Genomic DNA, 21,591 nt, shown 5'->3' with positions numbered 1-21,591 from the left:
GCCCTCCCTTCACTCTTTACTTCTTCAATGCGTCCAAAGCTATATTCAGCTTCACTACATTGACACGCGGCTCTCCGAATACCCCCAAGCTTCTTCCCTCTGTATTCGCTTCAATCAGAGCCTGTAGTTGTACCGGTTCGAGATTACGGGCCTTCGCTACACGCTCTACTTGTATCTGGGCAGCCTTTGGCGAGATATGCGGGTCCAGACCGGAAGCGGAGTTGGTCAGCAAATCAGCCGGGATGTCTTCCTGCTTCACGCCAGGATTCGCTGCCAGAAATGCGGCAATATCCTTTTGCGTACGTTCGATCAGGGCCGGATTGGATGGCGCGTAGTTGTTCGAGCCGGAGCCTGACGCATTGTTATCAATAGAAGAAATGCGTCCCCAGAAGTACTTCGGATCAGTGAAGGTTTGCCCAATCAGCTCGGAGCCAACCACCTTGCCGCTTGCATCCGTGATGAGACTACCGCTTGCTTGTGCAGGCATGACAACCTGTGAAATTCCTGTCATCGCCAGCGGATAGGCGACACCACAAATCAGCAGCAAAACGAGGCTGAGACGCAAATTTTTCCATATCATATCGGTTCACCTTGGCTTTCTTTTTTCAATATGAGTTACACCAGATTCAATCCGATCAAAATCAAGTCAATCAGCTTGATACCCACGAACGGAACGATAATTCCTCCCAGACCATAGATCACCAGATTGCGGCTGAGCAGCTTCGTCGCGCTCATCGGGGTGTATTTCACACCTTTCATCGCCAACGGAATCAGGATCGGGATGATGATCGCATTGAAGATCAACGCGGACAAAATCGCACTTTCCGGTGTAGCCAGACCCATGATGTTGAGCGCACTCATTTGTGGGATCGCCAGCATGAACATCGCTGGAATGATCGCGAAGTATTTCGCTACGTCATTGGCGATACTGAACGTCGTCAATGCACCGCGTGTCATCAAAAGCTGCTTGCCAATCGCCACGACCTCGATGATTTTGGTCGGGTCAGAATCCAGATCGACCATGTTCGCTGCTTCCTTCGCCGCTACCGTACCCGTGTTCATTGCCAAACCAACATCGGCTTGTGCGAGAGCTGGCGCGTCATTCGTACCGTCACCTGTCATGGCGACCAGCTTGCCTGCCGCTTGTTCTTTGCGGATCAGCGCAATCTTATCCTCCGGCTTGGCTTCCGCTACGAAATCATCTACACCAGCTTCACGGGCAATCGTCGCTGCTGTCAGCGGGTTATCTCCCGTGCACATGACCGTACGAATTCCCATGCGGCGCAGCTCTTCAAAGCGTTCGCGCATCCCTGGCTTTACGGTATCCTTCAAGTAAATCAAACCGAGAATCGTATTGCCTTCTGCTACAGCCAATGGCGTGCCGCCCGCCGTTGCAATCCGGTTTGCTTTTTCATCCAAGTCAGCAGGGATGTTGCCCCCTTGCTCTGCCACGTATTTTTTGATGGCGTCGACGGCCCCTTTGCGGATGAGGACACCGCCTGCCAGATTCGTCCCGCTCATTCTTGTTTCAGCGCGGAACTCCACGCCTTCGGAACCGGGCAATTCCAGTTCAGCAGGTGCCAGCCCTTGTTTTTTCGCCAGCTCTACAACAGAGCGTCCTTCCGGTGTTTCGTCATGGACCGAGCTTTGTGCAGCTACTCGGTTCAATTCCACGCTTTTGCTGTTGCCTACGGTGACAAACTCGGCAGCCATCCGGTTACCATGCGTGATCGTTCCTGTTTTATCCAAAATAATAGTGTTGATGTCACCGGATGCCTCAACCGCTTTACCAGACATGGCGATGACGTTAAACTGTGTGACTCGGTCCATACCCGCAATCCCAATCGCTGACAAGAGTCCGCCAATCGTAGTCGGAATCAAGCAAACGAGCAAAGCAATCAGTGTCGCAACCGGAATGGCTGCATTTACATAGTTGGCAATAGGCAGCAAGGTCGTGCAGACGATAAGGAAAATCAGCGTCAAGCTGACCAACAGCGTATTCAACGCGATTTCATTCGGGGTCTTCTGTCTTTTCGCGCCCTCTACCAACGAAATCATGCGATCCAAAAACGATTCGCCGGGATCAGTCGTCACCCGGACGCGGATGCGGTCACTGACTACACGTGTGCCTCCCGTGACAGAGCTGAAATCGCCACCTGCTTCTTTAATGACCGGAGCGGATTCACCCGTAATCGCTGATTCGTCCACAGAGGCGACACCCTCGACGATTTCCCCGTCGGATGGAATCAGCTCGCCTGCTTCCACGATAACCAGATCGCCTTTTCGCAGTTCTGTGGAACTGACGACCTGAATGCGGCCATCTTTCCCCACTTTTTTTGCTTGCGTGTCCTGCTTCGTTTTTTTCAAGCTTTCTGCCTGTGCTTTGCCGCGCCCTTCTGCCAATGCTTCTGCGAAGTTGGCGAACAAAATCGTCACGAACAGGATAAAGCTGACGATACCGTTGTAAAACGAGTCCGAAGCTCCCCCAAACAAATTTGGCACAAGCGTCAGGAGAAGCGTAATGAAGAACCCGATCTCTACCACGAACATGACAGGATTTTTCATCATCACACGCGGGTCCAGTTTTTTGAAAGACTCGACAAAGGCCCGCTGGTACAAATCTTTAGGAAGCGCAACCGTGCGCGTTCTACTCATGGAAAATTACTCCTTTGCCTCTAGTATTCATTTTCAAATCGATGTTCAAAAAGTCGGCTTTTGAACTTCCTCTTATCATCGGATTGTGAGCCACTCGGCGATTGGGCCGAGAGCAAGCACAGGCAGGAATGTCAGTGCACCTACGATCACCACAGTCGCAATCAAAATCACCGTGAATACACTATTGTCTGTGCGCAGTGTACCCATCGTTTCCGGTACTGGCGTTTTTGCGAGCAAGGAGCCTGCTACCGCCAGCATCGTAATGATCGAAACGTATCGACCGAACAGCATGACGAGTCCCGTAGAAATGTTCCAGAATGGCGTGTTGTCACCCAATCCTTCAAAACCGGAACCGTTGTTGGCTGCCGAAGAGGTGTACTCGTACAGCACTTGTGAAATGCCGTGGAAGCCTGGGTTCGATACTGCGGACGATCCCATATCTGTTGCCAATGCAATGGCGGTTGGCGCTAAAATAATCAGGGGATGAGCGAGGATCGCGATGGCGATCAGCTTCATCTCTTTTCCTTCGATCTTGCGGCCGAGGAATTCAGGCGTACGCCCTACCATCAGGCCCGCCAAGAATACAGCCAAAATCGCATACATCAAAATGTTAATCGTTCCGACGCCATCTCCGCCGAATACGCAGTTGAGCATCATTTCACCGAGCGGAACCAAGCCGCCAAGCGGTGTCAATGTATCGTGCATGTTGTTCACGGTTCCTGTCGTTGCCGCTGTTGTCACGGCGGTGAACAAGGCGCTTTGTGCGATGCCAAATCGGACTTCTTTCCCTTCCATGCTGCCCATTTCTTGTGACAGGCCAGCTCGGCCCAGCGCCGGGTTGCCGTTTGCTTCATTGGCATATGCCGTGATCAGGAACGCCAGAAACATCACGAACATCGCTCCAAAAATAACCCAGCCTTGCCTGCGGCTCTTCGCCATGAATCCGAATGCGAATGGCAGTGCCGCCGGGATCAAGAACATCGACAAAATTTCGATCACATTCGTTAGCGGTGTCGGGTTTTCAAACGGATGCGAAGAGTTTACCCCGAAGAATCCTCCCCCGTTTGTTCCCAGATGCTTGATTGATACGAGTGAAGCGACCGGACCGCGAGCAATTTGTTGCTCCGTTCCGCTAATCGTTGTTGCTGTCGCCGTCGGCTCCATCGTCTGCGGCACGCCTTGGGACACCAAGAGCAGTGTCACAACAATTGCCAGTGGAATCAACACCCGTATATGAGCACGCACCAGATCAACGTAGTAGTTACCGATGCTGCGCTGCCCTGTCAGCCCGCGCATGAAGGCCATTACGACCGCGATCCCTGTCGCTGGCGTCGTAAACATCAGGTAAATAATGACCAGCATCTGCGATAGATACGACAATCCGCTCTCCCCGCTGTAATGCTGAAGATTGGTATTCGTCAAAAAGCTGACGGCTGTGTTAAAGGAAAGCAACGGCTCCATCGCCGCGATTCCACTCGGGTTTCCAGGCAGCATCCCTTGCAAACGAAGCAAGAGATACGCAATCGCTACCATCGAAATGTTGCTGACCAGAACAGCCATTGCGTACTGCTTCCAGGTCATATCTGCTACACGGATGCCAGACAGCTTGTATATCGCTTTTTCCACCCCGCCAAAAACACGGTCCAGACGGGTCGCCTCCAGCGAAAAGGAGCGTGCCAAATATTTTCCCATCGGTATGGCGAGCACGAAAAGCACCACCAAAACCAACGCTATTTGTATAAAGTCCACGATAGTTCCTCCTACTCCCTCTAAAAAATGGCTCCAAATAATCGAATGATTCGGGTAACCCCTAGTATTTCTCCGGGTAAATCAATGCGTGGCACAGGTACATCGCAAGCCCTGCCATAATCAAAAGCAACCATATCATTTCTCTTTCCCTCCCTGTTCTCTTACCACGGCGTCACAAAACTTGATGAGTGCAAAAAATACACCGAATGAAAGCGCCAAGAGCAGTATGGAAACCACATCCATGCCATGTCCCTCCTTTTTTGCCGTACGAATTATTCCGTGAAGTCTGGCCGAGTCGTCTCTCTCGCTATCCCCTGTACGAGCTTTCTTTTAAAGGTAGTTCAAAAAGTCGTCTTTTGATCACGTAGTAATCCTGAGGGCTTATGCGGCATCGAAAGAGCCGTTCACCTTCAAAGTCCGGTGCTCATGTAGGTCCCCTACACTCCGCTCCTCCTTCTTCAGGTTCACGCCACTTTCTCGGTGCTGAAAAGCCAACTTTTTGAACACGCATTTTTTGAAGAAAACCTGCCATTTGGGATAAAAAAATAGACCAATGCTTACGATTTCCCCGAAAGATTGCCACATTTGACCGAACGAAAGATAAACAGACGAAACAAGTCGCCCGCCTTTTCGCGGCAAATAAAAACGATCCTTTGTATCGGAGAAAAAGTACTCATTGGTCTACCTAACGCCCAGCCGACTTTAAGTTGCCTTCTTTGCGTTTTGTCTCCCGTTTCCTTTTTCAAAAAAACAGCTATTTACTTGTAAGTAAAAACGGTCATTGGCCGTTTTTGAGCAAAACGAAAAGACCTGCATTACGTTTTGAGTCAACCTTTGTCGTCCCATACGGAAAACAAAAAGGCCTCCTCAAATAGGCGGTCTTTAGACCTCCCTCGCTTTAGCCGACGAAGTTAGCTGACGGGTAGGATGGCGAAAGAGTGTCTCATCCCTCCCACGATTCATGCGTGGGATTAACCCCTACTGATTGGGTCCTCCGTTCCCGAGTGCCTCGGGATTTGGCCATATTTGCAATTGTTGGTTACGAATCTCATTATACGTCCGGCATAATCGGATGTTAATGTCCTATTTCAGTCTTTTTCACACGATTTTTGCATTCTTTATCCGTGTAAGCGATTTAAACCTATCAGCCCTCATCCGATCATGATATTTCATCGTTTCTCTTCCGTTTTCACATTATCAGCCTATTTGTTTGACAGCCTCTAGACAGCTGAGTAATATTAGGCACAATGATAAATTATGGGAGGTATGGCGTTTGGCCATCTCTAACAAAAAAAAGCTGGAAGCTGAAATCAGCGAAGCATTCATAAAATTTCAACGCGAGCTAATTGGACGAGGTCCGCAGGAAGCCAAGACCTACATCGTCGGTGACATGGTCATCGCTAGATTCAAGGGCGTTCTCACCGTCGAAGAAAAGCATCTGTCCAGTCATGATAAAGGCCGCCGCATCGTCAAAGAAATGCGCGAGGTTCTCCGTGAAATGTACAGCGAAGAATCGGAAGAAATCGTAGAAAAGCTGACCAACTGCAAGGTACTATCGAGTCATAGCGACATCAGCACGAAGATGGGGGAACGGATCGAGGTGTATGTATTGGACAAGGACCTCGAAAAAATGTTGGGCTAATTTCATGCAAACAAGGCTCCGCCTCATTTTCAGGCGGAGCCTTTTCTATCCCTCTCTTTAGCCACTCATTTGTTCAGCCAACCAGCCGTAGCCTTTATACCCGGGCTGGCTCACGATGACGTGATTCGCCCCGAGCGCCTTGTATAACATCGCGTTCCGATGCTCCTGCGTCATCACAAAAATCCGGCAGGTGCCCAGCTGCTTGAACAGTGTCAGCAAGTCGCGTCCCTCCGCCCACTCATCGGGAAAGATGTAGACGGAATGGTAGAGCAGCAAGGATTCCTGATCACGGTAGCACTCTTCAAATGAAATGGGCAAAAACCGCTGAATCGTCTTGTCTCCAGGCCCGACCGTGAATGAGAAGGCACCGGGATTCTCCCCCCAAATAGCAGGCAAACTGTCGCTACATAGTGTCTGGACAAAAGAAGTGAATGCTTCTCCCTTGCCCATTACAAAATAATGCTTCATAGCAGCGCCTCCCCTTCCCTTATTTGAGGTCCTCAATGGACGAGATGTTCATGTACGAAGGAACCACGAGTCCGATTTTGGTTCCGTCGAGATTTGGACCCAAATCCTTGATTTGCCCACCGAATTTTTCCAAATAGCTCGTATCTGTAGACGGCAACCACGCCGTAACCATTCCATCTACATCCCCAATGGCCACTCCTGCCCACATCGGTCCAGTCTGCACCTGACTCAATTCGACCTCATACCCCAGCTTCTGCTCCAGCACATGCTCTACGACGTGCGTGCTGGCAATCTCGGAATCCCATGCTACATAGGCGAGAGTCAGCTTCTCTTTTTGGACAGGCTGTATGCCCTCCACCCATTTTGCTACTTTGGCTTCGTTGTTTTTTACCCATTCCGCAGCGGCCACTTCCGGATCTTTTCCGTCAATCATTTGAACCATGACCGATTCCATATCAGCTGGCTCCCACCAGAACTTATCCAGAAATTGATAGGCAGCAGGCTGATCCTGTTTCAGCCCTTTGCGCACGATGGTATGGATTTGTTCCGGTCCGCCAAAGCCGTTCTTCGGGTCCGCCAAGTATTTCAAATCCATCTTTTTAAACATCCAATGCGGTGTCCAGCCCGTAATGATAATCGGTTCCTTCGCCTCGTACGCCTTGATCAAGGCTGCTGTCATTGCTGCATCTGAGCCTTCGACAAGCTGCCATTTATCCAAGCCATACAGGTTCATGACTTCCTCTGTTTTCACCATCGAGCCTGCTCCTGCGTCGATTCCGATGATTTTGTAGTCGAGCTTTTCTCCTAGCGCGTTGTCCGACGTCTCAGAAGCAATAGGACCGACCACCGTTGCTGTCGGTATTTGTGTGTTTGTGTTTTGACTGGAGCAGCCTGCAAGCCATGCAGTCGCCCCCATCATCACTGCCAGTAAAGCTGGAACCATTTTGTTCATCATGTGTTTCGCTCCTTTTTTCCTGCATATTGGGTAAGCCGATCCAAGACGATTGCGATAATCACGATCGATAGCCCCGCCTCGAATCCTCTTCCTATATCCACTTGCGATACGGCTCGATATACGTCTGCCCCCAAGCCTTTCGCCCCGATCATAGCCGCTATGACCACCATCGACAGGGCGAGCATGATGCACTGATTGACCCCCGCCAAGATCGTCGATTTCGCATACGGCAGTTGCACCTTCACGAGCTTTTGCCACCCAGTTGCGCCAAAGGCGTCCGCCGCTTCCTCCATTTCCGCTGGGACCTGACGTATGCCTAAGTTCGTGAGACGCACGATTGGCGGCAAAGCAAAAATAACGGAGGCAATAACTCCCGGCACCTCGCCCAAGCCGAAGAAAAAGATCGCGGGAATCAAGTAAACGAACGCTGGCATCGTCTGCATCAAATCAAGTACTGGTGTGACCAGATTGCGAAACGTATCGTGTCTCGCGCAAAGAATGCCCACTGGAATCCCGATGACGATCGAAATCATGGTGGCAGTGAGGACGAGTCCAAATGTCTCGATCGTTTCATCCCAGTACCCCAAGTTGTGGATGAGAGAAAGTCCGATAACCGTAAAGACCATGGACGCTCTCCCTGCAAAAACCCACGCAGCGGCCCCTAGCAGCAAGATGAGAATCAACGAAGGTATCTCCGCCAAAACCGTGGAACAGTATGTCACCATTGCGGAAATGACGATAGATAACGGATCAAACAAAACCCCTTTGTACTGTCCCAGCACCTCCACGAACCCTTCCACCCATTGGCCAATCGGCAGCTTAGGCACGGCTTCCATCACTCATCACCTCTGCTCTCTGGTGCTCTTGGACATTGACTTTGCCTACCAGCCCGCCTAGCACCGCTCCTTTTACGATGACACCCAACAAACGCTGCTGCTCGCCCACTACAGCAATCGGGACGTGCAGGTCTGCCATCATCGGGAACAAACTGTGCAGACGTGCGTCAGGTGGAATGGTAGGGAGGTCGGTTTTCATGATCTTCTCCAGCGAATCTCCCGTACCGATCGCGAGTGATACGTCATACGCCGTAATCAAGCCGAGCAGTGTGCGCTTTTTGTCCACGACGTACAAGCTGGACACACCGTTATCCATCATGAGTTGCAGCGCCACTCGCGCTCCTTTGTCAGGCGTGATTGCTTCTGCCCGTTTCATCACATTTTCAGCAATGAGAACCCTGGACAGGTCAGCATCCTCTACGAACTTCCGCACGAATTCATCCGCTGGGTCTGCCATGATTTCTTCCGGGCGGCCGATCTGAATGATCTGTCCGTCTTTCATAAAGGCAATCCGATCTCCCAGCCGCAACGCCTCGTGCAAGTCATGTGTAATGAACAGGATCGTCTTTTTCATTGTCATCTGAAGCTCCAGCAGCTCATCCTGCATATCTTTTCGAATGAGCGGGTCCAGTGCACTGAACGCTTCGTCCATTAAGAGAATATCTGGATTATTAGCCAACGCCCGCGCCAATCCGACCCGCTGGCGCATACCTCCACTCAATTGATCCGGGTACGCATTTTCCCACTCGGCTAATCCAACGAGCGCGAGCGCTTCCCGTGCTTTTTCTTGCCGGAGCCCTGGTGGAACCTGTTGAATCTCCAATCCAAACTCGACGTTTTCTCGTACCGTCCGCTGCGGAAACAAGGCAAAATTTTGGAAAACCATCCCGAGCTTCTTCCTCCGCACCTCGCGTAAAGCTGCCGCCTTCATATCCACGATCTCTTCCCCATCGATCTCGATGCTTCCGCTCGTTGGGTCAATCAGTCGATTACACATTCGAATTAAGGTTGATTTGCCACTGCCGGACAGGCCCATGATGACGAAGATTTCACCTTCTTTGACTTCAAAGCTGACCTGATTGACCCCGATGGACTGACCGGTTTGCTTGTAAATTTGTTCTTTTGTTCGTCCTTCTGTCAGCAGCTTCAAGGCCAGCTCGGGATGCTTTCCGAACACTTTTGTCAGTTGATGGACTTTCATTTTGGACATGGTATCCCTCATCTTTCTTTTTTCGTAAATGTAAAAAGCCCGCGAAGTTTCCACACTCCAGCAAAACCAAGCAGGCACGCTTGATTTTTACTCGTGTTGAAAATCCGCAGGCTTACGTAATACCTGGCGTCCATTTTCAGGACTCCCTGTACTCTGTCTTCCTGATTTCGATTGTCAGCGGTTTATGTCGTACCGACTGCCTCCCAGCGATCCACACTATTTCCTTCACGTCTGTATCGCATAAGCTGCTCATCGGTATTTCCATAAAAAATAGGCCGATCCATTCTTTTTCTCCAGAACAAAGGTCCCAAAGAAAAAGCCTGCATCGGCCTATCACACGCCCGCAAGGAAACACCTTGTTGCGCATTATATGCCTAGACTTTATCCATCCATGACCTTCCCTGCTTTGGCCGACGAGGTTAGCTGACGGGTAGGATGGCAGAGAAGACATTTCCTCATCCCTCCTGATCACTCAGGATTAACCCCAAAAGATTGGTTCCCCCGCTTCCGAGAATCTCGGAACTAGGCCGTATGTGTTTTGCTGCATCGTGATTGTGATTTTGATTATACGCTCGCTTCCAGTTATTGTGAACGTTCATTTTCATTGAATCAAACAGAATAGCGCCTTTCTTAATGAGTCGCATTGATTTAGATGGTTCATGCTTATCCAATTGAAGAATCCCTTGGCTATCTTTCCTTTTTACACACAAACCTCTACGCATACACGCTCCCCATAGGAAAAGCGCTGGCTGATGTCCGTGACAACCTCCCAGTCATCCTCCCCGACCCGGATGGAATAAAGCAGCTCTCGCCCCTGAAATTCCACATGAGATACCTTTCCGACAACGCCCTCCATTCCTTGCTGCCACGCTGTGAGCTTCAACTGATCGGGACGAACCGGCAATATTTGCTGAGCGCGAAAGGAAGAAAAGTCGCGGGAAACGGCAATCGGTACCGTTGGCTCTCCTTGCCTCTCCAACAGAAAGGTACTGGGGCAAGACCAGTTTCCTTTTAAGAAGTTGGCCCGTCCTACAAACTTGGCGACAAAAGGCGATTGGGGCGAATAGTATATATCCTGTGGGCTACCTGCTTGTTCCACTCTGCCGCCTTTCATTACGACGATCTGATCCGCCATAGCCAGTGCCTCTGACTGATCGTGTGTGACGTAGACGATGGAAGTCCCCAGCTCGCGGTGAATAAATTGGATTTCCTTGCGCATTTGCATACGCAGCTCTGCATCGAGACTGCTCAATGGCTCGTCCATCAGAAGCAGCGTAGGGTTAAACACGATGGCCCGCGCCAGAGCAACGCGCTGCTTTTGTCCACCAGAGAGCTGATTGGGAAATCTCTCTTCCATTCCTCCGAGACCGACCATCTCCAGCATTTGTGCCACCCGTGCTTTTGGATTATCTTTGTAAGCGGCAGGCACGTGCTTTTGATGTTGCAACGGAAACACAACATTCTCATAGACAGTCAAATGCGGCCAAAGTGCGAATGACTGAAACACCATACCAATCCGCCGCTCCTCTGGCGGCTTTCTTCTTGCCTGATCTGCTACGCACTCTTGATTGACCCAAATTTCTCCGCTGGTAGGCGATTCAAAACCCGCCAATAGCCTAAGCAGTGTCGTTTTTCCGCAACCGCTCGGCCCGAGCAAGGCAATGAATTCTCCTTGTCCAATTTGTAGATCCAGATGGTGGAGCGCCGTCACATCTCCGAATTTTTTGGAAACGCCCTTCACTCTTGCACTGTTCATCCTTGTATCCTCCGTTGCCAATATCGTTTCCACAAACCGCCCATTGCCAAAACCAGCAGGATGGCCGCTACAATCAACGAAGAAAGGGCCGTGCTATGAGTCGTTGATCCCGCCTGCTCAAAGCTGAAAATAACGACACCGATCGTTTCCGAACCGGATGACCACAGAAGCGATGATATCGTCAATTCAGTAAATGCTGTCAGGAACACCAGGAACAAGCCTGTTGCCATTCCCGGTGCATAGAGCGGAAGCAAAATCCGGGACCACCTCGTCCAAAATCGACCGCCGTTGATCCGTGCTGCTTCTTCCACTTCCTTGCCCACCTGCATAATGGAGACCGTACTGCTTTTTACTTGCAAGATCAAAAAGCGAGTCACATACGCAATCAAAATAAGCCAAACCGTTCCATATATTCCTGGCTGCCAGCCGGGAATCGGCTCGATCCACGTTAAAATCATCGCCAGCCCAAGCACCATACCGGGCAAAGCATACGGCAAAGCGACAGCTCCTTCCATTACTTTTCCCATAAAGGAAGGCCGATGGATGCGCCAGTAAGCGAACCATGTTCCAGCCACCACACACAAGACGCCAGTCAAGCAGGCCAGCATCAGGCTATTGCCGATTGCCGCTCTCGTTCCAACATGGTCGAACAGAACAAACGCAAAATGCTTCCACGTCAGATTTTGCGGAACAAAAGGTAACCCATACGCCTTGATGAAAGCATTCGCTGCCATGGACAAGAGAGGAAGCACACTCGTCACCAACAAAAAGAGTCCCACAAGAACCTCCACACCCCGTCGATATCCTTCCAAGTGACGGCGAATCGATTTGTCCTCGGCACTGGTCTGGTCCACCCGGCTTTTACGCAAAAAGAGCCACTGTACTCCTGTTCCCGCCAATGCTATCACGCCAAGCAAAATAGACAAGACAGATGCCCTCGCAAAAGCGCTAGGTCCAAATCCGATGACCTCCTCATAAATCAACGTACTCAATAAAGGGATATTTTCCGGGATCCCGAGAAACGCAGGGACACCAAAATTATCGAGTCCGGAAATAAAAGCAAGCAGTCCGCCTCCTGCAATTCCCGGTAAGGCGAGTGGGAGTGTCACCTTGCGAAATACAGTCGTAGCCGTAGCCCCTGAAGAATGAGCCGCCCATTCCAGTTCTTTGGGAATCCGATACAGAACGGACAGCGTGAGCATGTAGACCAACGGATAATGCGTTAGACCCATTACAACAATGATCCCGTCCAAGCCATAGACGTTCCACAGCTCCAAAGGCCCACCATAAAGCCAGCTCGCTACCCGATTCAATACACCTTGCGGACCTGCCAGTTGTGTCCAGGCCAAGGTCATTACGTACGAGGGAATCAGCAATGGCAACAGGGCAAGTACGTGAATGGCAGACTTCCAGCGTATATCTGTATAGGCGCATAACCAAGCCAGCGAAACGCCAATGACTAACGCGATGAGCGTAGAAGCTCCTGCCGCCATAACGCTGTGACCGATAGCGTTCCATGTGCGTTCATGTGTGATCACATCCGCAAAGTATCTAAGACCGATCCCTGCTTCTGTTTGCACACTAAGAGCGATCAACTTCCACAGCGGATAAATAAAAAAGAAGGCGACCGGCACCAGCACGATCCATGTGGCCGCCTTTTCCAACGACAGGGGCACGGCCATTTTTCGCCGTTCCCCCATCTTGCGCTCGGACACTGCTGCCTGCCAGTTACTTTGCACCCATCATCTCTCCAAATTTCTTTTTGTCCGCCTCTCTGTTCGCTTCAAGATCATCTGTATTCGCAGAAAGCACTTTGATCTGGTCTTGAGCGCGTAGCCCTTCCGGAGCAGCGATTCCTTTTCTGATTGGAGTGTACCCAAGACTGCTTGCAAGCTGCTGTCCTTCTTCCGAGAGCACATAATCGACAAACGCTTTTGCTGCCTCTGCATTTTTCGTTGCTTTCATGATCCCGATTGGTTCGGTTATGACAGGAACACCCTCGTTTGGATAGATGAGCTCGACTGGAGAGCCGTCTTTTTTCGCCCGAGCTACGAGGTAATCCACAACCATCCCATATTCCTTTTCGCCGCCTGCGACGCTTTTCAATACAGCACCATTGCCTTTAGTGACTGTCATCTGGTTTGCTTTGAGTCCGGCTATGTAGTCCCAGCCAAAATCAGCCTGCCGAGTAAGTACGCCTATGTTATAGGCTGCTGCCCCAGAGTAGAGTGGACTTGGCATGATCGCTTTGTTCGAGGCTGCCGGACCGGTCAGAACCTTCCAACTGTCCGGCAGAGCGACAACCTTGCTGCTGTTGACGGCAAGAACAGTTGCCATTACTTTGGTTCCCGTATAGGCGCCCTCTGCATCCTTCCACTCCGCCGGAATGTCCTTAGCCTCGGGCGAAGCATACGGCATGAGCAAATCCTGTTTTTTCAGGCTAGCAAAGGTCGGTGCATCCGCAACCAAAAGCACATCTGCTTTTACCTGCCCAGCATGTGCCTCCGCCTGCAAGCGACTCATCACTTCCTCTGTACCGGAGCGGAACAGCTCTACTTTTACCTCCGGATAATTTTTCGAAAAACCCTCGATCAATGCTTGCGCGTCTGCATCTGGCTGGGAGGTATAAAAGCTCAGCGACCCTGCGATTTTGGCTGGGGCTGGGGCAGACGTCGCTGAAGTGTTCGCCGCCGGAGTTGGTGATGTCGAAGAAGGCTGGGAACCGCAGGCTGCCAGTCCGAAGACAGAAACGGCTGCGAATAAAGAAAGGGTCCATTTTGGGCTAAGAACACGTTTCACTTGTTCATTCCTCCTAAAAATCATGAGTGGTTAACAGCTAAGAGCTTTGCTTCGCGCCTTGAAACCATTTGCCGATTTTTGCCTTCATGGCAGTATTCGTCATGTTTAATTGCAAAGGAGTAATAGTGATATAACCGTCGCGAAGCTTGTAATAATCGGACTCCTCGTCCTCAAAGTGGAGCTCACTCAAGTGGTCGGAGAGCCAGTAGCACATATACCCTTGGGGATCGTTCAAGCCCACATATTGATAGCGCAGAACATCCATTGCCAGCGGCGTGACTGCTACTCCTTTTACCATTTCCCTGGACAAATACGGGAGATTGATGTTCAGAACAGTTTCGGGACTGAGCTTGTGTCTGAACAGGGTTTCAAATACTTCGTAGGCAAGCGGCTCGACGATTGAAAAATTCGGGTTTGGCTTCAGCGTAGCGAGAGATATGGCGATGGAAGGAATCTGGTACATCGCCCCCTCAATCGCTGCTGAGATCGTGCCTGAATAAAAGACATCCCGTCCCAGATTCGGTCCACGGTTGATTCCAGATACAATTACATCTGGCTTTTCCTTGAGAATGACCTCAATCGCCATCTTGACGCAGTCAGCCGGTGTGCCATTGACGGCCCATGCTTCCAGTGAGGTTTCAAAAAAGTTTACTTTGTTTGCTTTGACTGGCGATTTCAACGTAATGGCATGGCTGATCGCACTACGTTCTTGATCCGGGCAGACAATGGATACATTACCAAAGGGCTGAAGGGCCTGCGCCAGACAAAGCACTCCACTTGAAAAAATTCCATCGTCATTGGTTACGAGAATATTCAAAATAATACGGACCTCCTATCCAAATGAAACACAATCCTCTTGCCGTAAATAAACCATGTTTTGCTTGAGCTGAGACAAGCTCCTCGCATCATCGAAGCCTTCCACAACAACGGGTCTCTTTTCTTCAAACAACAACGGCCAAATCCCTGGCAAATCAATCTCTCCTGTTCCTAATGGCACATGCAGTTTGGTTGCCGTAGCGTCACTCACATGAATTTTATCGATCCCCTCCAGCTCGCGGTAAAATTGAGTCAAGGAACAGGAAAGAGGAACATGAGCAATATCAAACGTCGTTGTCGTCGGGTATTCCAATGCCGCTCTCAGTTGATTCACATCTTGCGGTGTCACGATCATTTCCTTCGGCAGAGGCTCAATGTGCTCAATAGACAACATACAGTCTTTTTTCCTCGCTTCGTACGCCAGCTCATTTACGCTCTCAATCAGAATCGGCTCATGCCAGCTTCGGTTTCTGGGCGACAGCGTCACTCGTCCCGGATGGATGGTCACACTTTTGACCCCGATTTCACTTGCTAGCGTCAAGGAACGCTTCACTTCTTCAATAGATTGCTTGCGGATGCCTTGATTCAGCGAACACAAATTTAAATCCCAGCTAGCTGCATGCAAGGTCAGCTTCATTCCCGCTCGTTTTGCCGCCTGTTGGATTTCTTTCGGGTCACTTTGGTAAAACCAGACGTGCTCCGCCCATACCTCCATACCCGCAAATCCGTATTGACGCGCAATTAAGACAGCCGCCTCAACCGGGTAAGCCCACATCAGTGTTGATGAAACATACAGCATTTCCACCACTCCTTTACCTCCGCCGGGATTGGCACGCTACCGACCGGATATGGGTTGCGTGAGCGATGACCGTGAAAGTCGCTTCCTCCCGAACGAATGAGATGATGGGCTTTGGCTTGTCTCTCCCAAAAAGCCATCTGTGCTGCCGAATGTCTCGGATAATATACCTCAATGCCGTCGATTCCGTATTCAAGCAACGCATCAAGCTGAACCTCAAACGGGTAGATGCCAGGATGAGCCAGTACAGCAATTCCGCCCGCTTCATGGGTAATTTCAATCGCTTCCCGTGCAGAAAAGATAGGACGAGGCACGTAAGCGGCACACCCTTTGCGCAAATACATCTCAAAGGCAGACTGGGGAGATGAGCAGTAGCCCCGGTCGGCAATGACCTCTGCAACATGCGTGCGAACCATCACGCCGCCGTTCGCCCTTGCCATGCACTCTTCCATAGAAATGGACAGCCCCAGTCGATTGCAGCCCACAACTATCTCGTTGATCCACTCGATACGCTCCCGTTGCCGTCTTTCCATGACATGAAGCAAACGAGCATCGGATATATCCAAGCCGTACCCCAAAATATGTAGCTCGTCCTCCGATCCGTCTGTATTCCACTCAATTCCCGGTATAAGCTGTATGCCGAGCTGTTGGGCATCCTCACGGGCAAGCAGATAACCATCCACGGTATCATGGTCGGTAATGGCTAAATAATTCACACCACGCTCTTTGGCCTCCATGAGCAATTCCCGAGGTGACAGCTTTCCGTCAGAAGCAGTCGTGTGCATATGCAAATCCAGCATGACCATTCCTCCTGTTTCACTATCCAACGTTGCTGTGTTTTCTGTTTGATTTCATTTTAAATCCCGTTTTTTAAGGCCATATAAAGCACCTAACAAGGTTTGATAAAAGTAAAATCAGGTGTTCATGCGATTTTGTTTCGTTCATCCGTCGAAATATGTACGTTTGATTAACGATTTACGAATTCTTTACAAAAAAGAAAAAAAGCTCTTGCCTCAATCAGGCAGGAGCTTTTAGATAGACACGATGATTAAACGACGTCGTAGCCTTGGTCTTCGATTGCTTCTTTCACTGCATCGAGAGTCAGGTTGCTCTCGTTGTAGGAAACTTCAACCTTTTTTTCAGCCAGGTTTACTTTGCCTTCTGCACCCAGCTCTTTCAATGTGTTCTCGATGCGCGCTACGCATTTGTTGCAAGACATGCCTTCTACGTTCAATGTGATATTTGTCATGATCAATCTCTCCTTACATTTTATGTTGTATAGATAAGGCGGACAAAGCCGCTTGTTACTGTTGTTACAGCTTCACCCGTTGCAGTCTCAGTGCGTTGAGTACAACGGATACGGAGCTGAAGGCCATTGCGGCACCGGCAAGCCATGGAGCGAGGAAGCCGATTGCGGTAATCGGGATGCCCAAGGTGTTGTAGGCTAATGCCCAGAACAGGTTTTGCTTGATGTTACGGATGGTGAGTTTGCTCATCTCGATGGCGTCTGCGACACTGGTCAGTTCGCCGCGCATCAGGGTAATATCGGCCGCTTCCATGGCCACATCTGTACCTGTACCGATTGCCATACCGACGTCAGCGGTAGCAAGTGCAGGAGCATCGTTGATACCATCGCCGACCATCGCTACTTTTTTGCCTTGTTCTTGCAGTTTTTTCACTTCTGCGGCTTTGCCTTCAGGCAGGACTTCTGCGATGACGTGATCGATTCCTGCTTCACGGGCAATAGCCTCGGCGGTTTGACGGTTGTCACCGGTCATCATGATCACAGTCAATCCCATTGCTTTCATGCGCTGAACAGCTTGCTTAGAGGTTGGCTTGATCGTATCCGCTACGGCAATCAGGCCAGCGAGCTTGCCTTCGACGACTGCGAGCATCGCCGTTTTACCGGAGCGCTCCAGTGCCAGCATGGTATCAGACACTGCTTGGTACGAGATTTGATGTTTTTCCAGCAAGCGGCGGGTACCGACGAGTACTTCTTTGCCAGCGACGGTTGCCCGGATACCGAACCCAGGAATCGCTTCAAATGAACCTGTATCCGACAGAGTGATTCCTTTATCTGCAATACCGCGAACGATGGCTTGAGCCAATGGGTGCTCGGAGTTTTTCTCAGCGGCGCCGACCAAAGAGAGCAGCTCTTGTTCTTCAATATCAATGGCGATGACGTCTGTCAGTTCTGGCTCACCTTTGGTTACAGTCCCTGTTTTATCGAGGACGATTGTATCCAGGTGGTGAGCAGTCTCAAGATGCTCCCCGCCTTTGAACAGGATACCCAGCTCAGCTGCGCGTCCAGAGCCCGCCATGATCGAGGTCGGTGTTGCCAAACCGAGGGCGCACGGGCAAGCGATTACGAGTACGGCAATTGCTTTTTCCAAAGCCTCACCGAAGTTGCCAGGTATAACGAAGAAGTACCAAATTAAGAAGGTAAGGATGGCAATCCCTACTACGATTGGGACAAAAATCCCGGAGATGCTGTCAGCTACTCGCTGAATCGGTGCTTTTGTTCCTTGTGCTTCTTCCACTACTTTAATGATTTGCGCCAGAGCTGTTTCTTTTCCGACCTTGGTCGCCTGGACCTTCAAAAAGCCGTTTTTGTTCAAAGTGGCGCCGATGACGGTATCGCCTGCGGCTTTATCCACCGGAATACTTTCACCAGTCAGCATGGATTCATCAACTGCGGACTGTCCTTCCATAACGATGCCATCGACAGGTACTTTGTCTCCCGGCTTCACGTGCACGACATCGCCTAGTCTCACTTCTTCTACAGGAATGGTCATTTCGACGCCATCTCTTACGACTACTGCTGTTTTTGCTTGCAAGCCCATCAGCTTGCGAATCGCTTCCGAAGAGCGTCCCTTTGCTTTCATCTCAAACAGTTTACCCAAAACGATCAACGTGATCAGTACCGCACTGGTCTCAAAGTACAGCTCGAGCATGTGGTCGCCATGAGCACCGATGGAGTTGATCGCGACCCATAAACTGTAGAAATAAGCAGCCGAGGTACCGAGAGCAACCAGCACATCCATGTTGGCACTCTTGTTGCGAAGGGCTTTGAAAGCTCCGACGTAAAATTGTGCTCCGATGATGAATTGTACCGGTGTGGCCAATGCGAGCTGTACCCACGGATTCATCAAGCTTTCAGGCAGCCAGATAAACGAGGTGAAGGAAAAGTGGCTCACCATCGACCAGAGCAGCGGGAGTGACAGAATCGCGGAAATCCAGAACTTGCGGGTCTGCCGTTTGATTTCTTCCTGGCGACGATCTACTTTTTCTTCTTCTTTTCCTTCTTCCTTGCGAGTGGCCTGATACCCTAGCTTCTCTACCTTTTGAATAATGTCCGTCACACTTACCTGTGAGGAATCGTACTCGACAGTGGCTGTTTCCATCGCCAGGTTCACGTTTGCCTTCAGAACCCCAGCTGTTTTGTTCAAGCCTTTTTCGATCCGTGTGGAGCAAGCCGCACATGTCATTCCCGAGATGTTTAGCTCCACCTTGTCAGTGACGACGCCATAGCCGAGCGATTCAATTTTGGAGCGGATGTCGTCTATGTTCGTTTTCGTTGGATCGAACACGACTGTGGATTTTTCCAAAGCCAGATTGACGTTGGCGGTCTCTACACCCTCCATTTTTCCCAAGCCCTTTTCGATGCGCAGTGCACAAGCTGCGCAAGTCATCCCTGAGATTGCGACTGTTGCCTCTGCTGTTTTAGCACTCATTTTAATCCCTCCGAATACCCTGTAGGGGTATATTATATCGTATCGTTTCCCTTACGTTGTTTCCTGATCACACCTTTACTATACAATACCCCCTCAGGGTATATCAAGTGCTTTTTTCAATTTTTTTCTAAATGGGCTTCAAATGCTAAAAACACAGGGAAAATCTTAGTTGTTATCAAGGATGTGACTAACAGCTAATCACTTACGTATTCATTCAGAGTAAAATCATTCAGACACAAAAGGCTTTAAGGAGATTGAAATGATGGAAACGAAATCACGGAAAGTCATCTTGGTTGGCACCATATTCTATACGATTTTAATTTTATTTTTTATGTTCTTCGCGTTTAACAGGCTCGACGGTGCAGCCAGTGTAGAAGGGTACACCTTTATCCTTGTCCCAGAAGGAGTACCACTTAAATTTCCAGAACTAAATTATTCATGGATTGTTGATTTTGGAAACATCGCTGCTTTTATCCCTTTTGGAATACTATTTCCCCTGTTGTATCGTGTAAGATTTGGGAAGTTCATATCCTTGTTTGTCTTAGGTATTCTTGTTCTAGAAACTTTTCAAGCTTTAACACATCTTGGTAGCTTTGATGTAAATGATGTGATATCCAATACAATAGGGGCAGCGATTGGCTATGTTGCCTATCGAGTTGGATTTTCTTCAAATATTTCTTATAAAAAGCTCATGGCTTCGGCTCTATCTATTGTTGTACTTATATTTGGGGTCAAGGTGGTCTCTGAAATCATCAAAAAAAGAGAAGGCCCTATTCAATCATTAACGGTTATGAAAGAAACGACAGGAACTACCCCTATGACTGAGAACCTCCCAAGTTTCACCGTAGCAGGTGAGCGAATAGAGCCGAAAATGAACGTGTATAGCAGTGAAGGGGAATCAACCAAAACATACAACTATATTCTGGGGAACCAAGAAAATGTCTGGCTTTCTTTCTATTTCGGCATTCCCGACAATGGAGACGCTAAGGGTGAAGCCAAAATCATCGTAGATGGACAAGAAATATCTCAGTTAAACGAACAATCCTATCAAGGGGCAGAAGCTTTAAAGGAGATGCCTTTTAACGAGGTAAACGAGATTACCATTATCGTTTCCGGAAACGCTAAGCTGTGGGATGTTGGAATCCGTGGAATGCAACATTGGTGGGAGTGAGTAAAATAAACGAAACGAGCCCTAGAAGCAATTCTAGAGGCTCGTTTTTCTTTGACTGTTTTGTTGTACAATCTCTCTTATTTACCTTGATTCGCTTCTTTCTGATAAGCTACCGCGATTTTCGCAGCTACTTCAGCATTGTGTTTCACCAGCGCGATGTTCGTTGCCAAACTCTTGCCTTCTGTCAGCTTTTTCACTTTATCGAGCATGAATGGCGTTACCTGTTTCCCTGCAATGTTGTTTTCTTTTGCTTCCGCGAGTGCTTTTAGGATCACAGCTTCGATTTCCTCGTGATTGAGTGCATCTGATTCTGGTACTGGGTTCGCGATAATCATACCGCCTTTGAGTCCCAGATCCCATTTGGTGTTCATCATCTTACCGACTTCTTCTGGTGTATCGATACGCATGTCTACACTAAAACCGCTTTCGCGAGCAAAGAAGGATGGGAATTCATCTGTGCGGTAGCCCACAACTGGTACACCTTGCGTTTCCAAATATTCGAGTGTGCGGCCGATATCGAGAATCGATTTCGCACCTGCGCATACTACAGCTACATCTGTTTGCGCCAGCTCAGTCAGGTCAGCAGATACGTCCCAAGTGATTTCGCCTTCACGGTGTACCCCGCCGATACCGCCTGTTGCAAACATGTGGATGCCAGCCATCTCAGCTGCGATCATGGTAGCGGCTACTGTAGTCGCACCGATTTTACCGCTAGCCAAAATGTAAGCGAAGTCGCGACGGCTTACTTTTGCTACATTTTTGTTCGTCGCAAACTCTTCCAGCTCGCTGTCAGTCAAACCGATTTTGATTTTGCCGTCCATGATCCCGATCGTAGCTGGTACAGCACCGTTGTCTCGAATGATTTGCTCTACTTCTTTTGCCATCTCAATGTTTTGCGGGTATGGCATACCGTGCGAAATAATCGTCGTCTCCAGCGCAACTACCGGCAGGTTGTTCTCCAGTGCGTGGCGTACTTCCTCAGTAAAGGTCAAATATTGTTTCAT

18 protein-coding genes and 2 riboswitches are annotated in these 21,591 nt (G+C 49.7%); of the genes, 2 read left to right on the top strand and 16 right to left on the bottom strand.

What is annotated here, in order from left to right; genetic code table 11:
• Window positions 1-16: 16 nt before the first annotated feature.
• The 3 genes from kdpC to kdpA form a co-directional block, all read right to left on the bottom strand.
• Window positions 17-580 carry a potassium-transporting ATPase subunit KdpC gene (gene kdpC / locus C7R91_RS17165; RefSeq protein WP_047073831.1) on the bottom strand — a complete coding sequence of 188 codons (564 nt, stop codon included), beginning with the start codon at window positions 578-580 and terminating at the stop codon, window positions 17-19.
• A 35-nt stretch (window positions 581-615) separates the two neighbouring features.
• Window positions 616-2,655: a potassium-transporting ATPase subunit KdpB gene (gene kdpB / locus C7R91_RS17160; RefSeq protein ID WP_047073830.1), complete on the bottom strand. Its 2,040-nt coding sequence runs from the start codon at window positions 2,653-2,655 to the stop codon at window positions 616-618.
• A 75-nt stretch (window positions 2,656-2,730) separates the two neighbouring features.
• Window positions 2,731-4,404 carry a potassium-transporting ATPase subunit KdpA gene (gene kdpA, locus C7R91_RS17155; protein WP_047073828.1) on the bottom strand — a complete coding sequence of 558 codons (1,674 nt, stop codon included), beginning with the start codon at window positions 4,402-4,404 and terminating at the stop codon, window positions 2,731-2,733.
• An 885-nt stretch (window positions 4,405-5,289) separates the two neighbouring features.
• A riboswitch (cyclic di-AMP (ydaO/yuaA leader) is annotated at window positions 5,290-5,436 on the bottom strand.
• Between the two features lie 241 nt (window positions 5,437-5,677).
• Here kdpA and C7R91_RS17145 point away from each other — a divergent pair.
• Window positions 5,678-6,046 carry a Na-translocating system protein MpsC family protein gene (locus C7R91_RS17145; protein ID WP_047073825.1) on the top strand — a complete coding sequence of 123 codons (369 nt, stop codon included), beginning with the start codon at window positions 5,678-5,680 and terminating at the stop codon, window positions 6,044-6,046.
• A 57-nt stretch (window positions 6,047-6,103) separates the two neighbouring features.
• On the opposite strand, the gene C7R91_RS17140 is transcribed toward C7R91_RS17145, so the two are convergent.
• The 12 genes from C7R91_RS17140 to C7R91_RS17075 all read right to left on the bottom strand — a co-directional run bounded on the left by C7R91_RS17140 (window position 6,104) and on the right by C7R91_RS17075 (window position 19,416).
• Window positions 6,104-6,514: a hypothetical protein gene (locus C7R91_RS17140; protein ID WP_047073824.1), complete on the bottom strand. Its 411-nt coding sequence runs from the start codon at window positions 6,512-6,514 to the stop codon at window positions 6,104-6,106.
• A gap of 19 nt (window positions 6,515-6,533) precedes the next feature.
• Complete coding sequence (locus tag C7R91_RS17135; RefSeq protein WP_083995214.1) at window positions 6,534-7,469, bottom strand: glycine betaine ABC transporter substrate-binding protein; 936 nt, start codon at window positions 7,467-7,469, stop codon at window positions 6,534-6,536.
• Entirely contained in the window at window positions 7,466-8,305 is an 840-nt protein-coding gene (locus C7R91_RS17130; RefSeq protein ID WP_047073822.1) for an ABC transporter permease, read from the bottom strand. The genes C7R91_RS17135 and C7R91_RS17130 overlap by 4 nt, the downstream gene beginning before the upstream one ends.
• Window positions 8,289-9,515: a quaternary amine ABC transporter ATP-binding protein gene (locus tag C7R91_RS17125; protein ID WP_047073821.1), complete on the bottom strand. Its 1,227-nt coding sequence runs from the start codon at window positions 9,513-9,515 to the stop codon at window positions 8,289-8,291. The genes C7R91_RS17130 and C7R91_RS17125 overlap by 17 nt, the downstream gene beginning before the upstream one ends.
• A gap of 392 nt (window positions 9,516-9,907) precedes the next feature.
• Window positions 9,908-10,054: riboswitch (cyclic di-AMP (ydaO/yuaA leader) on the bottom strand.
• A 161-nt stretch (window positions 10,055-10,215) separates the two neighbouring features.
• The gene (locus C7R91_RS17110; RefSeq protein WP_047073818.1) at window positions 10,216-11,271 is read right to left on the bottom strand and encodes an ABC transporter ATP-binding protein; all 1,056 of its coding nucleotides are present in this window, start codon (window positions 11,269-11,271) and stop codon (window positions 10,216-10,218) included.
• Complete coding sequence (locus C7R91_RS17105) at window positions 11,268-13,010, bottom strand: ABC transporter permease (RefSeq protein WP_236697967.1); 1,743 nt, start codon at window positions 13,008-13,010, stop codon at window positions 11,268-11,270. The genes C7R91_RS17110 and C7R91_RS17105 overlap by 4 nt, the downstream gene beginning before the upstream one ends.
• On the bottom strand, window positions 13,000-14,070 hold the full coding sequence (locus C7R91_RS17100; protein WP_047073817.1) for an ABC transporter substrate-binding protein: 1,071 nt from the start codon (window positions 14,068-14,070) through the stop codon (window positions 13,000-13,002). The genes C7R91_RS17105 and C7R91_RS17100 overlap by 11 nt, the downstream gene beginning before the upstream one ends.
• 37 nt (window positions 14,071-14,107) lie before the next feature.
• Window positions 14,108-14,887 carry a 5'/3'-nucleotidase SurE gene (surE, locus tag C7R91_RS17095; protein ID WP_047073815.1) on the bottom strand — a complete coding sequence of 260 codons (780 nt, stop codon included), beginning with the start codon at window positions 14,885-14,887 and terminating at the stop codon, window positions 14,108-14,110.
• Between the two features lie 15 nt (window positions 14,888-14,902).
• A complete protein-coding gene (locus tag C7R91_RS17090) occupies window positions 14,903-15,685 on the bottom strand; it encodes a sugar phosphate isomerase/epimerase family protein (RefSeq protein WP_047073814.1) in 783 nt (260 codons plus the stop codon).
• Complete coding sequence (locus C7R91_RS17085; protein ID WP_047073813.1) at window positions 15,661-16,482, bottom strand: PHP domain-containing protein; 822 nt, start codon at window positions 16,480-16,482, stop codon at window positions 15,661-15,663. The genes C7R91_RS17090 and C7R91_RS17085 overlap by 25 nt, the downstream gene beginning before the upstream one ends.
• A 248-nt stretch (window positions 16,483-16,730) precedes the next feature.
• On the bottom strand, window positions 16,731-16,931 hold the full coding sequence (locus C7R91_RS17080; protein WP_047073809.1) for a copper ion binding protein: 201 nt from the start codon (window positions 16,929-16,931) through the stop codon (window positions 16,731-16,733).
• Between the two features lie 64 nt (window positions 16,932-16,995).
• Entirely contained in the window at window positions 16,996-19,416 is a 2,421-nt protein-coding gene (locus C7R91_RS17075; protein ID WP_047073808.1) for a heavy metal translocating P-type ATPase, read from the bottom strand.
• Window positions 19,417-19,675: 259 nt separating this feature from the next.
• Here C7R91_RS17075 and C7R91_RS17070 point away from each other — a divergent pair, with 259 nt between their 5' ends.
• A complete protein-coding gene (locus C7R91_RS17070; protein WP_236697966.1) occupies window positions 19,676-20,587 on the top strand; it encodes a VanZ family protein in 912 nt (303 codons plus the stop codon).
• 77 nt (window positions 20,588-20,664) lie between these two features.
• On the opposite strand, the gene C7R91_RS17065 is transcribed toward C7R91_RS17070, so the two are convergent.
• Window positions 20,665-21,591 (bottom strand): pseudouridine-5'-phosphate glycosidase, encoded by a 927-nt coding sequence (locus C7R91_RS17065; RefSeq protein WP_047073805.1) that lies wholly within the window; start codon window positions 21,589-21,591, stop codon window positions 20,665-20,667.

This window comes from Brevibacillus formosus (genome assembly GCF_003013405.1).
GTDB classification, from domain to species: Bacteria; Bacillota; Bacilli; order Brevibacillales; family Brevibacillaceae; genus Brevibacillus; species Brevibacillus formosus.
This window is presented reverse-complemented; position numbering and strand designations above follow the sequence as displayed.

Coding starts and splice junctions, on each gene's coding strand:
- C7R91_RS17140 (WP_047073824.1), bottom strand. CDS start 6,514: ATGAAGCATTATTTTGTAATGGGCAAGGGAGAAGCATTCACTTCTTTT.
- C7R91_RS17130 (WP_047073822.1), bottom strand. CDS start 8,305: ATGGAAGCCGTGCCTAAGCTGCCGATTGGCCAATGGGTGGAAGGGTTC.
- C7R91_RS17125 (WP_047073821.1), bottom strand. CDS start 9,515: ATGTCCAAAATGAAAGTCCATCAACTGACAAAAGTGTTCGGAAAGCAT.
- C7R91_RS17070 (WP_236697966.1), top strand. CDS start 19,676: ATGATGGAAACGAAATCACGGAAAGTCATCTTGGTTGGCACCATATTC.
- C7R91_RS17085 (WP_047073813.1), bottom strand. CDS start 16,482: ATGCTGGATTTGCATATGCACACGACTGCTTCTGACGGAAAGCTGTCA.
- C7R91_RS17075 (WP_047073808.1), bottom strand. CDS start 19,416: ATGAGTGCTAAAACAGCAGAGGCAACAGTCGCAATCTCAGGGATGACT.
- C7R91_RS17135 (WP_083995214.1), bottom strand. CDS start 7,469: ATGATGAACAAAATGGTTCCAGCTTTACTGGCAGTGATGATGGGGGCG.
- kdpC (WP_047073831.1), bottom strand. CDS start 580: ATGATATGGAAAAATTTGCGTCTCAGCCTCGTTTTGCTGCTGATTTGT.
- C7R91_RS17110 (WP_047073818.1), bottom strand. CDS start 11,271: ATGAACAGTGCAAGAGTGAAGGGCGTTTCCAAAAAATTCGGAGATGTG.
- C7R91_RS17090 (WP_047073814.1), bottom strand. CDS start 15,685: ATGCTGTATGTTTCATCAACACTGATGTGGGCTTACCCGGTTGAGGCG.
- kdpB (WP_047073830.1), bottom strand. CDS start 2,655: ATGAGTAGAACGCGCACGGTTGCGCTTCCTAAAGATTTGTACCAGCGG.
- C7R91_RS17080 (WP_047073809.1), bottom strand. CDS start 16,931: ATGACAAATATCACATTGAACGTAGAAGGCATGTCTTGCAACAAATGC.
- C7R91_RS17065 (WP_047073805.1), bottom strand. CDS start 21,591: ATGAAACAATATTTGACCTTTACTGAGGAAGTACGCCACGCACTGGAG.